The sequence below is a fragment of the Pseudomonas sp. UF-293 genome (assembly GCF_058245595.1).
The window spans coordinates 140,720-153,773 of sequence record NZ_JBSICA010000001.1 but is presented as its reverse complement, the minus strand read 5'-3'; the positions used below and the strand labels follow the sequence as shown (position 1 = coordinate 153,773).

General features: G+C 60.3%; 11 protein-coding genes. 6 read left to right on the top strand and 5 right to left on the bottom strand.

Annotated elements, in window-relative coordinates:
• The first annotated feature begins 2 nt into the window (after positions 1-2).
• The 6 genes from AC4IHP_RS00735 to AC4IHP_RS00710 are packed head-to-tail and all read left to right on the top strand — an operon-like array spanning position 3 to position 7,105.
• Positions 3-1,445, top strand: a complete 1,443-nt coding sequence (locus tag AC4IHP_RS00735; RefSeq protein ID WP_490830635.1) for a mannose-1-phosphate guanylyltransferase/mannose-6-phosphate isomerase — start codon at positions 3-5, stop codon at positions 1,443-1,445.
• The gene (locus AC4IHP_RS00730; protein ID WP_460122490.1) at positions 1,446-2,243 is read left to right on the top strand and encodes an ABC transporter permease; all 798 of its coding nucleotides are present in this window, start codon (positions 1,446-1,448) and stop codon (positions 2,241-2,243) included.
• Positions 2,243-3,496, top strand: a complete 1,254-nt coding sequence (locus AC4IHP_RS00725; protein ID WP_490830634.1) for an ABC transporter ATP-binding protein — start codon at positions 2,243-2,245, stop codon at positions 3,494-3,496. The genes AC4IHP_RS00730 and AC4IHP_RS00725 overlap by 1 nt, the downstream gene beginning before the upstream one ends.
• Positions 3,493-4,860 carry a glycosyltransferase family 4 protein gene (locus AC4IHP_RS00720; protein ID WP_490830633.1) on the top strand — a complete coding sequence of 456 codons (1,368 nt, stop codon included), beginning with the start codon at positions 3,493-3,495 and terminating at the stop codon, positions 4,858-4,860. The genes AC4IHP_RS00725 and AC4IHP_RS00720 overlap by 4 nt, the downstream gene beginning before the upstream one ends.
• Positions 4,844-5,974, top strand: coding sequence for a glycosyltransferase family 4 protein (locus AC4IHP_RS00715; RefSeq protein ID WP_490830632.1), 1,131 nt, complete (start codon positions 4,844-4,846; stop codon positions 5,972-5,974). Before AC4IHP_RS00720 ends, AC4IHP_RS00715 begins: the two co-directional genes overlap by 17 nt.
• Positions 5,975-7,105, top strand: a complete 1,131-nt coding sequence (locus AC4IHP_RS00710; protein WP_490830631.1) for a glycosyltransferase family 4 protein — start codon at positions 5,975-5,977, stop codon at positions 7,103-7,105. It abuts the gene before it with no gap.
• Between the two features lie 7 nt (positions 7,106-7,112).
• Here the strand turns inward: AC4IHP_RS00710 and AC4IHP_RS00705 are convergent, their stop codons facing one another.
• From AC4IHP_RS00705 to glmU, 5 genes are all read right to left on the bottom strand, one after another.
• A complete protein-coding gene (locus AC4IHP_RS00705; RefSeq protein ID WP_460122500.1) occupies positions 7,113-7,739 on the bottom strand; it encodes a glutathione S-transferase family protein in 627 nt (208 codons plus the stop codon).
• A 103-nt stretch (positions 7,740-7,842) separates the two neighbouring features.
• Positions 7,843-8,769, bottom strand: a complete 927-nt coding sequence (locus tag AC4IHP_RS00700) for a LysR family transcriptional regulator (protein ID WP_460122502.1) — start codon at positions 8,767-8,769, stop codon at positions 7,843-7,845.
• 75 nt (positions 8,770-8,844) lie between these two features.
• Positions 8,845-10,677: a glutamine--fructose-6-phosphate transaminase (isomerizing) gene (gene glmS, locus AC4IHP_RS00695; protein ID WP_490830630.1), complete on the bottom strand. Its 1,833-nt coding sequence runs from the start codon at positions 10,675-10,677 to the stop codon at positions 8,845-8,847.
• A 2-nt stretch (positions 10,678-10,679) separates the two neighbouring features.
• Positions 10,680-11,456 (bottom strand): DeoR/GlpR family DNA-binding transcription regulator, encoded by a 777-nt coding sequence (locus tag AC4IHP_RS00690; protein ID WP_041476528.1) that lies wholly within the window; start codon positions 11,454-11,456, stop codon positions 10,680-10,682.
• 206 nt (positions 11,457-11,662) lie between these two features.
• Complete coding sequence (glmU, locus tag AC4IHP_RS00685) at positions 11,663-13,030, bottom strand: bifunctional UDP-N-acetylglucosamine diphosphorylase/glucosamine-1-phosphate N-acetyltransferase GlmU (protein WP_490830629.1); 1,368 nt, start codon at positions 13,028-13,030, stop codon at positions 11,663-11,665.
• Positions 13,031-13,054 lie beyond the last annotated feature (24 nt).

Genomic DNA, 13,054 nt, shown 5'->3' with positions numbered 1-13,054 from the left:
CCATGCTGATTCCAGTGATTCTGTCCGGCGGTGCCGGCACCCGTTTGTGGCCGGTGTCCCGCGAGGGCCATCCCAAGCCGTTCATGACCCTGCCCGACGGCCAGTCGCTGCTGGGCAAGACCTACCAGCGCGCGGCAGCTTTGCTCGATGGCTGGGGCGACATCGTCACGGTGACCAACCGCGAGTATTACTTCCAGAGCAAGGATCACTATTGCGCGGCGCACGTATCGCGCCATCGCGGGCACTTTCTGCTGGAGCCGAGCGGGCGCAACACCGCACCGGCGATCGCAGCGGCAGCACTGTCATTGCAGGCGCTGCACGGTGACGACGCGGTCATGGTGGTGATGCCGGCCGATCACTTGATCGTCAATCAGGACGCCCTGAAGAGTGCGGTCGAGCACGCAGTGAATCTGGCGAAGGACGGTTATCTGGTGACCTTTGGCGTGGCTCCGACCGCGCCGGAAACCGGCTTCGGCTATATCGAAACCGGTGCGCCGCTGGATGCCAAGGGTGCGGCCAAGGTGCAACGCTTCGTCGAGAAACCCGATCTGCAAACCGCCACGCATTACCTGGAGAGCGGTAATTTCCTGTGGAATTCGGGGATGTTCTGCTTCACCACCGCGACGCTCATTGCCGAACTACAACTGCACGCACCCGAGTTGCTGGAACAGACCCGCGCCTGCATGGCCGTCAGCGCGCCAGTTGAAACCGTGGGCTGCCTGCAACAGGAGTTGTCGCCGACGCTGTTTGCCGAAATCACTGATATTTCCATTGACTACGCGCTGATGGAACGCTCGGAAAAAGTCGTGGTGGTACCCGCCGGTTTCGACTGGAGCGACATTGGCTCGTGGAGCGCGGTCGCGGCGCTGATTCCGGCCGATGCCGACAACAACCGCGCCAGCGGCGAAGCGATTTTCATCGACAGCCACAACAACTTCGTGCAGAGCGAAGGCCGGCTGGTGGCGACAGTGGGTGTGGATAACCTGATCATTGTCGACACCGCCGATGCGGTGCTGGTGGCCCATGCCGACCGTGCGCAGGATGTGCGCCGCGTGGCAAAACAGCTCAAGGACAAATCCCACGAAGCCTATCGCCTGCATCGTACGGTCAGCCGTCCCTGGGGCACCTACACCGTTCTCGAGGAAGGCCCGCGTTTCAAGATCAAGCGCATCGTGGTCAAACCCGGTGGCAAGTTGTCACTGCAGATGCACCATCATCGCAACGAACACTGGGTGGTGGTCGAAGGCATGGCCAAGGTCACCAACAACGGTTCCGGCACCACGCTGGTAGCCAAAAACGAATCGACGTTCATTGCTGCCGGACACAAGCATCGCCTGGAAAACCCCGGGGTGATCGATTTGGTCATCATTGAGGTGCAAAGCGGCGAGTACCTGGGCGAGGACGATATCGTTCGCTTCGAAGATCAATATGGCAGGACGGTTTGAATGCTGCTTTCCCTGTACCGCTCGCTGTACAGCTACCGTGGATTCATCCTCGGCAGCGTGCAGCGAGAGTTTCAAGCGCGCTATCGCAATTCGCTGTTCGGCGCGCTATGGCCGATCTTCAATCCGCTGTCGATGATCATCGTCTACACGGTGATTTTTTCCCAGATCATGCGCGCACGTTTACCGGGTGTGGACGACAGCATGGCCTACAGCGTCTACCTGTGTGCGGGTCTGCTCGCCTGGGGACTGTTTTCCGAAATCACCCTGCGCAGCCAGAACATGTTTTTGGAAAACGCCAATCTGCTGAAGAAAATCAGCTTCCCGAGAATTTGCCTGCCGGTGATTGTGCTGATCAACGCAGGAATCAATTTCGCCATCATCATCGGCCTGTTTCTCGGCTTTCTGCTGGTCACCGGGCGCTGGCCGGGGATGGCGCTGCTGGCGCTGATTCCGCTGATTGCTCTGCAAATGATGTTCTGCGCCGGGCTGGGCATGGTCCTTGGCGTGTTGAACGTATTCTTTCGCGATGTCGGCCAGTTGTTCGGCATCTGCCTGCAGTTCTGGTTCTGGCTGACGCCGATCGTCTACCCGGTCACGATCCTGCCGGAATGGGTCCAGCGCCTGCTGCAACTCAACCCGCTGACCCACCTGTTCAGCAGTTATCAGAACCTGTTTCTCTACGGTCAGTGGCCGGTATGGAGTGCGCTGCTGCCGGTTTTCATTACCGGCGTGGTGTTTTGTCTGATCGGTCTGAGGCTGTTTCGCCAGCGCGTCGGCGAAATGGTGGATGAACTCTGATGGGGCATATTCGTGTCACGGGCCTGGGCAAGGCCTATAAACAGTATCCCAACCGCTGGGCGCGATTGGCCGAGTGGCTGATTCCGTTTTCACCGCTCCGGCATCATCCGCATTGGGTGCTGCAGGACGTCGAGTTCGAAATTGCTCCCGGCGAAGCGGTAGGCATCGTCGGCGCCAACGGTGCGGGCAAAAGCACTTTGCTGAAAATGATCACCGGCACCACCCAACCCACCCGGGGCAAGATTGAACTGCAGGGGCGCGTCGCAGCCCTGCTGGAGCTGGGCATGGGTTTCCATCCGGACTTCACAGGGCGCCAGAACGCAATCATGGCCGGTCAGTTGTTGGGCATGCAGCTTGAAGAAATCCAGGCCCTGATGCCCGATATCGAGCGTTTTGCCGAAATCGGCGAAGCCATCGATCACCCGGTCCGCACTTACTCCAGCGGCATGCAGATGCGCCTGGCGTTCAGCGTCGCCACGGCTCGGCGCCCGGACATCCTGATCGTCGACGAAGCACTGTCGGTGGGCGATGCCTATTTTCAGCACAAGAGCTTCGAACGCATCCGCAGCTTTCGTAAATCCGGCACGACGTTATTGATCGTGTCACATGATCGCTTCGCGATTCAGTCGATTTGTGACTCGGCGATCCTGCTCAAGGACGGGCGCGTGGCCATGCGCGGCAAACCGGAGCCGGTTCTCGATTATTACAATGCGCTGATGGCCGAACGGGAGGGTCAGGTCGTACGCCAGGAAACGCTCGCCGGTGGCGAGGTGCAGACGGTCTCCGGTACCGGCGAGGCGGCGATTCTCGGCGTACGCCTGCTCGATGAAAACCAGCGCAGCATTGACGCTGTCGAAGTCGGCCAGCCGGTGGTGCTCGAAGTGCAGGTCGAGGTACGCGAGGACATCGAACGGCTGGTGCTGGGCTTTATCCTCAAGGATCGACTGGGCCAGATGATGTACGGCATCAACACCCACCGACTGAACAAGGCATTGACCGATCTGCGCGCCGGTGAACGCTTCACCTATCGCTTCGCCTTCATCATGGGCCTGGGCAAAGGCAACTATTCGGTGTCGCTGAGCCTGTCGCGTCTGGACTCGCACCTGGATCGCAATTTCGAGTGGCGTGACTATGCACTGGTGTTCCACGTGATCAACAACCCTCGGGAGGATTTCGTCGGTTGTGCCTGGCTCGACGCAAAAACCACCATTACCCGTGAAACCGAGGCCCGGCCTGTCGAGCGTGCGCCATGATCCGCCTCCTGGTTGAATGCACTCACGTATTCAAACATCCGAAGGTCAACTCGGGGATCCAGCGCGTGGTGCGCAACGTCATCAAGCAGTTGCCCGCCAGCGCTGAAGGCATCGAGTGCATGCCGGTGGTGGTGATCAATGGTCAGCTCTACCGCGTGCTGCAACTGGCGCCACTCGATACACCTTTCTGGAACAGCATTGAAACCTTCGGTGAGCGCCTGGAGCGCCTCGCCCACCGCTTCTGGCAATGGCACCAGCGCCGCGATGCGCTATGCACGTCGAAACCGGCGCGGCGACTGCTGTATGTGAGCTATCGGTTGACCCAGTTTGCAGTGCTCGGCCTGCCGATTCGGCTGGTCCGGCGGATCAATCGCAGGCAGTTGCTCAAACGTTGTTCGCCGCTTCAGCACCAGCCGGGCGATCAACTGGTGCTGCTGGATTCTTCTTGGCACTCGGATTTTTTCACCCATGTCGAGCAGCTCAAACGCGACGGCGTCGGCATGATCGCGGTGATCTACGACCTGATTCCGCTGACGCATCCGCAGTTTTACGACACGCGTCTGGTCGAGGTTTTCAACGAATGGTTCGACTGGATCACCCGCACAGCTGACGGCTATATGGCAATTTCCGCCACGGTGCGCGATCAGGTGCGTGACGAATTGCAGCGCAGAATCGGTGCCGAGCAGACTGAAAAGCGCTGGTTCGATTACTTTCATCTGGGTTCCGAGCTTGATCTGCAGCACAGCGAAGCCACGGTCGAACCGCGCTTGAGAGACCTGTTCACAGCGCCCGAAGCGGTTTTTCTGATGGTCAGCACCATTGAGCCGCGCAAGAACCATGGGTACCTGCTCGACGCCTTCGAACGCGCCTGGGCCGATGGCTCAACGGCACGCTTGTGCATCGCCGGACGGATCGGCTGGAAATGCGACGCCCTGCTCGCCCGCATTCGCAATCACCCGCAATTGAACCGGCGCCTGTTCATGTTCAACGACCTGAATGACACCAGCCTTGAATACGCTTATACGCAAGCCAGCGCGTTGGTGTTCCCATCGTTTGTCGAGGGCTTCGGCCTGCCGCTGGTGGAAGCCATGCAGCGCGGTTTGCCGGCAATGGGCAGCGACATCGCGGTTTTCCGCGAAATCGGCGGCGAGTTCATGGCTTATTTCGATCTGCAGGATCCACAAAGCCTTGCCGATCTGATCGAAACCTATCAGCGCAGCGGACAATTTCCCGCCGCCCGCGAGGTCGCTGACTGGCGCTGGATCGGCTGGCGCGAGGCCAGTGAACAATTGGCGACTCGCAGTCTTGAAAATGTTTTGCAGGCCCCGCGCGTGCAAGCGAGGCCGTATGCGCATTGCTCTTAATGCCCGCATCCTGCAAGCGCCGCGCACCGGCATCGGCCACTACGTCGCCGAACTGGTCAACGCCTTGCGCAGCGAGTCCGATGTGGAGGTGACTCTGTTTCATGGCTGGGGCTGGAGTTCGGCCCTGCCGGACGCGGCCATGCCCGGCTACTCGCGCATGACGCCATTGTTGCGGCAGATACCCGGGGCGTATCAGGCACGCCGCTGGCTGGAGCAGAAACGCTTCGATCAGGGTCGGCGCCAAGGGATTGATCTTTATCACGAGCCGAGCCTTTGGCCGCTGGCTTTCGACGGCCCGACCGTGATCACCCTGCATGATCTGACGCACCTGCATTTTCCAGAAACCCAACCGCCAGCACGGCTGAGGGAGATCGAACGTCGTCTGGCCGCAGGTGTGGAGCAGGCGCGAGTGATTCTGACCGATTCGCAGGCAATCGCCGACGAGGCGCAAGCTTGTTTCAACCTGCCTGCGCAGCGATTCGTGGTCGCGCCGCTAGGCGTGGCCGAACGCTTCCGCCCTCGGCAAACCGAGGAAATCGATAGCGTACTCAAGGCCCACGCCGTCCAGAACCGGGAGTATTTCCTGTGCGTCGGCACCCTCGAGCCGCGCAAGAATCTGAGCCTGGCATTGCAGGCCCACGCCCTGCTGCCCGACGTCGTGCGCCAGCGTTTTCCCTTGTTGATCGCGGGTATGGCCGGTTGGCAGCGCGAGCAGTTCAGCGAGCCACTGCGCCAGGCATTGGCCAGCGGTCACGTATGCCTGCTCGGCTATCTGCCCGATGAGCAACTGGCGCAACTGTTGGCCGGCGCCCGGGCACTGATATTTCCATCGTTGTATGAGGGCTTCGGCTTGCCGGTGCTGGAAGCCATGGCCAGCGGCACGCCAGTGGTGACCACCCGCTCTTCGGCGATGCCGGAAGTCGCCGGCGCGGCTGGCAACTATATTGAAGCGGACGATGCCGAGGGTCTGCGTGATGCAATGGGCCGGCTGATCGACGACTCGCTGCATTGGCAGGCCTGCCGCGAAGCGGGATTGCAGCAGGCGGCACTTTTTTCCTGGCAACGTTGTGCACAGGCCACGGCCGGTGCGTACCGCCAGGCCATGGGAGGTTGAATGCGCGTTCTTCATTTCTTCAAGACGTACCTGCCCGATTCGGTCGGCGGCATCGAACAAGTCATCTTTCAGTTGTGCGAAAGCGGCGCCCAGCATGGCATCGACGGGCAAGTGCTGACACTCAGCACCGATCCGACGCCGCCCGTGGTGCAACTCGGTCAGCACGAAGTACATCGGGCGAAGCTGGATATCCAGTTCGCCTCCACCGGCTTTTCCTGGAGCGTGTTCAAGCAGTTCCGCGAGCTGGCCGCTGAAGCGGACGTGATCAACTATCACTTCCCGTGGCCGTTCATGGACCTGGTGCATTTCGCCAGCGCCGTGAACAAGCCGAGCGTGGTGACCTATCACTCGGACATCATTCGCCAGAAGCATTTGCTCAGGCTCTATCGGCCACTGATGAATCGCTTTCTCGCCAGCGCCGACCGCATCGTTGCTGCATCGCCGAACTATCTGCACACCAGCGATGTGTTGCAGCAGTTTCAGGACAAGACTCGCGTTATCCCCTACGGCTTGAACAAGGCAGGTTATCCACAGCCTGATACCAAAAGGACGAACCGCTGGCGCCAACAGCTTGGGGATAAGTTTTTTCTCTTCGTCGGAGTGATGCGTTATTACAAGGGCCTGCACATCCTGCTCGATGCGCTCAAGGACGTCGACTATCCCGTGGTGATCGTCGGTGCCGGTCCGCTGGAGCAGGAACTGCATGCACAGGCCGCCGCGCTGGGCCTGCGCAATATTCATTTCCTCGGTCGTCTGAGTGACGAGGACAAAGTGGCGTTGCTGCAATTGAGCTACGCGATCGTGTTTCCCTCGCACCTGCGTTCCGAGGCTTTCGGGATTTCGCTGCTCGAAGGCGCGATGTACGGCAAACCGATGATCTCCAGCGAAATCGGCACCGGCACCAGTTTCATCAATATCCACGACGAAACCGGACTGGTGGTGCCACCGAGCAATCCACAGGCCTTCCGTGAAGCCATGCGTACACTCTGGGAAAACCCTGCGCGTGCAGCCGAGATGGGCGTCAAAGCCGAAGCGCGCTATCGGCAGTTGTTCACCGCCGATGAGATGGGTCGCAAGTGGACAGAGCTGTATCAGGAACTACTGGCTGAAAAGGCTCTGTCCTACGCTTGAGTGGAGATCACGCGGTTTTCTGCAAACCCGCGACAGTACGCGGCATCGCGACAAAACCCGGCAACGCTTCGATCCGCGCCAGCCAGGCGCGAACGTTGGCGTAGTCATCCAGCGAGACATTCCCCTCCGGAGCGTGGGCAATGTAGCTGTAGGCGGATACGTCAGCGATGGTCGGCTCTTGCCCCGCCAGATAGGCAGTTCTGCCCAATTCCAGTTCCATGACCTTGAGCAGGTTGTGCGCACGGCCAATGACTTCCTCGGCATTCAGCTGCGCACCAAACACCGTGATCAGGCGTGCCGCCGCCGGGCCAAAGGCAATCGGTCCCGCCGCTGCCGAAAGCCAGCGCTGCACATGCGCTGCGCCCACCGGGTCGGTCGGCAGCCAGCGACCGTTGCCATACTTCTGCGCCAGATAAACCAGGATCGCGTTGGAATCGGCCAGCACCACGCCGTTGTCATCAATCGCCGGTACTTGGCCGAAGCTGTTGATCGCCAGGTACTGCGACTGCTTGTGCTCACCCTTGGCCAGGTCGACAAAGATCAGCTCGGTCGGCAGTTGCAGCAGCGACAGCATCAACTCGACGCGATGGGCATGGCCGGAACGGGGGAAGTTGTAGAGTTTGATCGCTTGCATGGTCGACTCCGCTGGAAAGTGACGTCGCTACGGGGATGAGCGCGCCGATGAGTCATCATCCATGTGTTGCCGGAACAACAGAATAACCAGCACCTGCAATCGATTATTTCATCTCGTGCAATAACGCCGTAGCGCTCAAGGCCGGATGCTCGCGCAGCGCCTTCACGGCGAAGTCGACAAAACTGCGGATTCGCGCCGGCGCCTTGCGCCCGCCCTGATACACCACGTGGATCGGCAACGGCGGCAGTTCGAACTCGGCAAGGACGATTTCCAGCTCGCCCGCCGCAACCTTGTCCGCCACTTGATAGGACAGCACTCGCGTCAGACCCAGGCCTTTGCGCGCGGCGGTGATCGCCGACTGATTGGCCGTGACGGTCAGGCGCGGTTCGGTGCGCACGCTGAGTGCTTCACCGCCGTCGAGAAACGGCCAGTTGCGTTGCTGACCGATCGCCGACGTCGCCACCACCGGCAGCCCGGCCAAGGCCTGCGGATGCTCCGGGCGGCCATGTTCAGCCAGAAACCCCGGCGAAGCGCAGATTACCCGCCGCACTTCCCCGACGCGAATCGCATGCTGATTGCTGTCCGGCAGCTCACCGATGCGTACCGCGACATCAATGCCCTCCTCGACCATGTTGACCACCCGGTCCAGCAACAGCGCGTTGATCGACACATCCGGATAACGACAAAGGTAATCGGCCATCACTGGCGTCACGAACAGATCGCCAAACAGCACCGGCGCAGTGATCGTCAACTGCCCGCGCGGCAAGGCATGGCTGCCTGCCGCCGAATCCTCGGCCTCCTGCACCTCGGCGAGAATCCGCCGGCAGTCATCGAAATAACGCTGCCCGGCTTCGGTGAGATGCACGGTACGCGTGGTACGCACCAGCAACTGTGTACCGATATGCTGCTCCAGCGCCGCCACCGCTCGGGTGACGCTTGCCGCTGACAACCCCAGACGCCGCGACGCCGCCGAAAAGCCTTGCTCCTGAGCGACGACAACGAAGATCTGCATTTCCTGAAAGCGGTCCATGGGATTCCTCGGCGACGGATACGACAATCGCAGCCGAGGCTGCGATTGTGGGAGCTTAGGCCAACGGTGGATAACTTATTCCACGGTCACCGATTTCGCCAGGTTGCGCGGTTGATCGACGTCGGTGCCCTTGAGCACGGCGACGTAGTACGACAGCAGTTGCAGCGGGATCGTATAAAGGATCGGCGAGAGAATGTCGTGGATGTGTGGCATCTGCACCACATGAGTGCCCTCGCCATTGGTCATCGCGGCCTTAACGTCTGCAAATACGATCAACTCGCCGCCACGGGCGCGGACTTCCTGCAAGTTGGACTTGAGCTTCTCCAGCAGTTCGTTGTTCGGCGCGACGGTGACCACCGGCATGTCGTTATCCACAAGGGCCAGCGGACCGTGCTTCAGTTCACCGGCCGGATAGGCTTCGGCGTGGATGTAGGAGATTTCCTTGAGTTTCAAGGCACCTTCCATCGCGACCGGGAATTGCGCGCCACGGCCGAGGAACAGAGTGTGGTTTTTCTCGGCGAACAGCTCGGCGATTTTTTCCACGGTGCTGTCCATCGCCAGCGCTTCGCCGAGGCGAGTCGGCAGACGACGCAGCTCTTCGACCAGCGTGGCTTCGACGCCGTTGGCCAAAGTACCGCGTACCTGGCCCAGCGACAGAGTCAGCAACAGTAGGCCGACCAGTTGCGTGGTGAAGGCTTTGGTCGAAGCCACGCCGATTTCGCGACCGGCCTGGGTCAGCAGGGTCAGGTCGGATTCACGCACCAGCGAGCTGATGCCGACGTTGCAGATCGCCAGGCTGGCGAGGAAGCCCAGGTCCTTGGCATTGCGCAGGGCCGCGAGGGTGTCAGCGGTTTCGCCGGACTGCGAGATGGTCACAAACAATGTGTCCGGCTGCACCACGACTTTGCGATAACGGAATTCGCTGGCGACTTCGACTTGGCAGGGGATGCCGGCCAGTTCTTCGAGCCAGTAACGCGCGACCATACCGGCGTGATAGCTGGTGCCGCAGGCGACGATTTGCACGTTGCGCACTTTGGCAAACAGCTCGGCGGCTTGCGGACCGAAGGCCTCTACCAGCACCTGATCATTGCTCAGGCGGCCTTCGAGGGTGCGCTGGACCACGGTCGGTTGCTCGTGGATTTCCTTGAGCATGTAGTGGCGGAACTCGCCCTTGTCGGCGGCTTCGGCACCGTCGGTGTACTGCACGGTCTGGCGCTCGACCGCGTTACCGGTTACGTCCCAGATCTGCACGCTGTCGCGACGGATTTCAGCGATATCGCCTTCTTCCAGGTACATGAAGCGGTCAGTGACCTGACGCAGAGCGAGTTGGTCGGAAGCGAGGAAGTTTTCGCCCAGGCCCAGCCCGATCACCAATGGACTGCCACTGCGCGCGGCAACCAGACGATCCGGTTGCTGTGCGTTGATCACTGCCAGACCGTAGGCGCCATGCAGCTCCTTGACGGTCGCTTTGAGCGCGGCAGTCAGGTCCGGTTGTTCCTTGAGCTTGTGGGTCAGCAGGTGGGCGATGACTTCGGTGTCGGTGTCCGAGCTGAACGCATAGCCCAGCGCTTTGAGCTGTTCGCGCAGGGCTTCGTGGTTTTCGATGATGCCGTTGTGCACCACCGCAATGTCACCGGAAAAATGCGGATGAGCGTTGCGTTCGCACGGTGCGCCATGAGTCGCCCAACGAGTGTGGGCGATACCGAGGCGGCCGGCCAGCGGCTGTTCGGCCAGTGCGGTTTCCAGCTCGCTGACCTTGCCCGGACGACGCATGCGTTCCAGGGTCCGGTCGTTGGTGTAAACCGCCACACCGGCGCTGTCATAGCCGCGGTATTCGAGGCGCTTCAGGCCTTCGAGAAGGATGGCGGTGATATTACGTTCAGCTACTGCGCCGACAATGCCACACATGGTTATTTCTCCTGACTGACAGCCGCACAGATCAAGGTGATCCCGCGGGCCTGAAGCTGATCGCGTGCCTCGACTGGCAGGCGATCATCGGTAATGAGGGTATGGATGCTGCTCCAGGGCAGCTCCAGGTTGGGAATCTTGCGGCCGATCTTGTCGGCCTCGACCATGACGATGACTTCCCGCGCCACGTCGGCCATCACCCGGCTGAGACCGAGCAGTTCATTGAATGTGGTGGTGCCGCGCACCAGATCGATACCGTCGGCGCCGATGAACAATTGGTCGAAGTCGTAAGAGCGTAGTACCTGCTCGGCGACCTGGCCCTGAAAGGATTCGGAGTGCGGATCCCAGGTGCCACCGGTCATCAGCAGCACCGGCTCGTGTTCCAGTTCGCTCAAGGCGTTGGCGACGTGCAGGGAGTTGGTCATCACCACCAGGCCAGGTTGCTGGCCCAGTTCTGGAATCATCGCGGCGGTGGTGCTGCCGCTGTCGATGATGATGCGCGCGTGTTCGCGGATGCGTTTGACTGCCGCCCGAGCAATCGCCTGCTTGTACTTGGAGATACTCTGCGCAGTTTCTGCGACCAGCTCTTGCGGCATGGTGATCGCACCGCCGTAACGACGCAGCAACAGACCATGGGTTTCCAGCGCAGCAAGATCCTTGCGAATCGTAACTTCGGAAGTTTCGAAACGCTTGGCCAGCTCATCCACACTGACTTCGCCCTGCTCGTTGAGCAAGGCGAGGATGTTATGACGACGCTGAGGAGTGTTGCGTTTGGACATGGCGGCTTAAGTTTCGATTCGAAAGATAACGCAAGCAATGAAACTCTATCGAAAGGTTGCCGTCAAGACGCGGAGAGAAAAATTCAGAAAGATTGAAATGACTGTGGGAGCGAGCCCGCTCGCGAAAGGGGAGTCTCAGCCACTGAAGACGTGACTGACAAACCGCATTCGCGAGCAGGCTCGCTCCCACAGAGCTTGTGGATAAATCAGGATTTTTTGATTTTTTCCGGCCGCTTCCAGCCATCAATGTTCTTCTGACGAGCTCGGGCAACTGCCAGCTGAGCGTTATCCACATTTTGCGTGATGGTCGAGCCAGCCGCAGTGGTTGCACCGTTGGAGATATCCACAGGCGCAACCAGCGAGTTGTTGGAGCCGATGAAAACGTCAGCCCCCAATACGGTTTTCCATTTGTTGGCGCCATCGTAGTTGCAAGTGATGGTGCCGGCACCGATGTTGGTGCGTGCGCCGATTTCGGCATCGCCCAGATAGGTCAGGTGGCCAGCCTTGGCACCCTCGCCCATATGGGCGTTTTTGAGCTCAACGAAATTACCGACATGGGCGCGAGCTTCGAGCACAGTGCCCGGGCGCAAACGCGCGAAGGGACCGGCGTCGCTGCCTTCACCGAGAATGGCGCCTTCGATATGACTGTTGGCCTTGATCACCACGCCCTTACGCAGGGTGCTGTCCTTGATCACGCAGTTCGGACCGATCTCAACGTCGTCTTCGATAATCACCTTGCCTTCGAGGATCACGTTGATGTCGATCAGCACATCGCGGCCTACGCTGACCTCGCCGCGCACATCGAAACGTGCCGGGTCACGCAGGGTCACGCCTTGAGCCATCAGACGACGGCCGGCGCGCAACTGGTAATGACGCTCCAGTTCAGACAATTGCTTGCGATCATTGGCGCCCTGGACTTCCATCGGGTCGTGCGGTTGTTCGGTAGCGACGACCAAACCATCGCTGACCGCCATTTCGATCACGTCGGTCAGGTAGTACTCGCCCTGCGCGTTGTTATTGGACAAGCGGCTCATCCAGTCCGCCAGGCGATTGGCCGGCACGGCGAGGATGCCGGTGTTGCCCTCTGTGATGGCCCGTTGCGCTTCGCTGGCGTCTTTGTGCTCGACGATGGCCGCAACCTTGCCGTCGGCATCGCGCACGATGCGGCCATAACCGGTCGGGTCATCCAGCTCTACGGTGAGCAGGCCCATTTGTCCCGGCACCACATGCTTGAGCAGACGCTGCAGGGTCTCAACTTCAATCAGAGGCACATCGCCGTAAAGAATCAGCACGGTGTCGGCGTCAATGAACGGCACCGCTTGGGCGGTGGCATGGCCAGTACCGAGCTGTTTGTCCTGCAACACGAAGTTCAGGTCATCAGCTGCCAGTCGCTCACGCACCACATCGGCACCGTGACCGATCACCACGTGGATGCGCTGTGGATCAAGTTGCCGGGCGCTGTGGATAACATGGCCGAGCATGGAGTTGCCGGCAACCGGATGCAGCACTTTGGGCAGCGCCGAGCGCATACGAGTGCCTTGACCGGCCGCGAGGATAACGATTTCGAGAGACATGACTGGCTACCAATCCTGGGTGGT

Coding starts and splice junctions, on each gene's coding strand:
- AC4IHP_RS00735 (WP_490830635.1), top strand. CDS start 3: ATGCTGATTCCAGTGATTCTGTCCGGCGGTGCCGGCACCCGTTTGTGG.
- AC4IHP_RS00730 (WP_460122490.1), top strand. CDS start 1,446: ATGCTGCTTTCCCTGTACCGCTCGCTGTACAGCTACCGTGGATTCATC.
- AC4IHP_RS00725 (WP_490830634.1), top strand. CDS start 2,243: ATGGGGCATATTCGTGTCACGGGCCTGGGCAAGGCCTATAAACAGTAT.
- AC4IHP_RS00720 (WP_490830633.1), top strand. CDS start 3,493: ATGATCCGCCTCCTGGTTGAATGCACTCACGTATTCAAACATCCGAAG.
- AC4IHP_RS00715 (WP_490830632.1), top strand. CDS start 4,844: ATGCGCATTGCTCTTAATGCCCGCATCCTGCAAGCGCCGCGCACCGGC.
- AC4IHP_RS00710 (WP_490830631.1), top strand. CDS start 5,975: ATGCGCGTTCTTCATTTCTTCAAGACGTACCTGCCCGATTCGGTCGGC.
- AC4IHP_RS00705 (WP_460122500.1), bottom strand. CDS start 7,739: ATGCAAGCGATCAAACTCTACAACTTCCCCCGTTCCGGCCATGCCCAT.
- AC4IHP_RS00700 (WP_460122502.1), bottom strand. CDS start 8,769: ATGGACCGCTTTCAGGAAATGCAGATCTTCGTTGTCGTCGCTCAGGAG.
- glmS (WP_490830630.1), bottom strand. CDS start 10,677: ATGTGTGGCATTGTCGGCGCAGTAGCTGAACGTAATATCACCGCCATC.
- AC4IHP_RS00690 (WP_041476528.1), bottom strand. CDS start 11,456: ATGTCCAAACGCAACACTCCTCAGCGTCGTCATAACATCCTCGCCTTG.
- glmU (WP_490830629.1), bottom strand. CDS start 13,030: ATGTCTCTCGAAATCGTTATCCTCGCGGCCGGTCAAGGCACTCGTATG.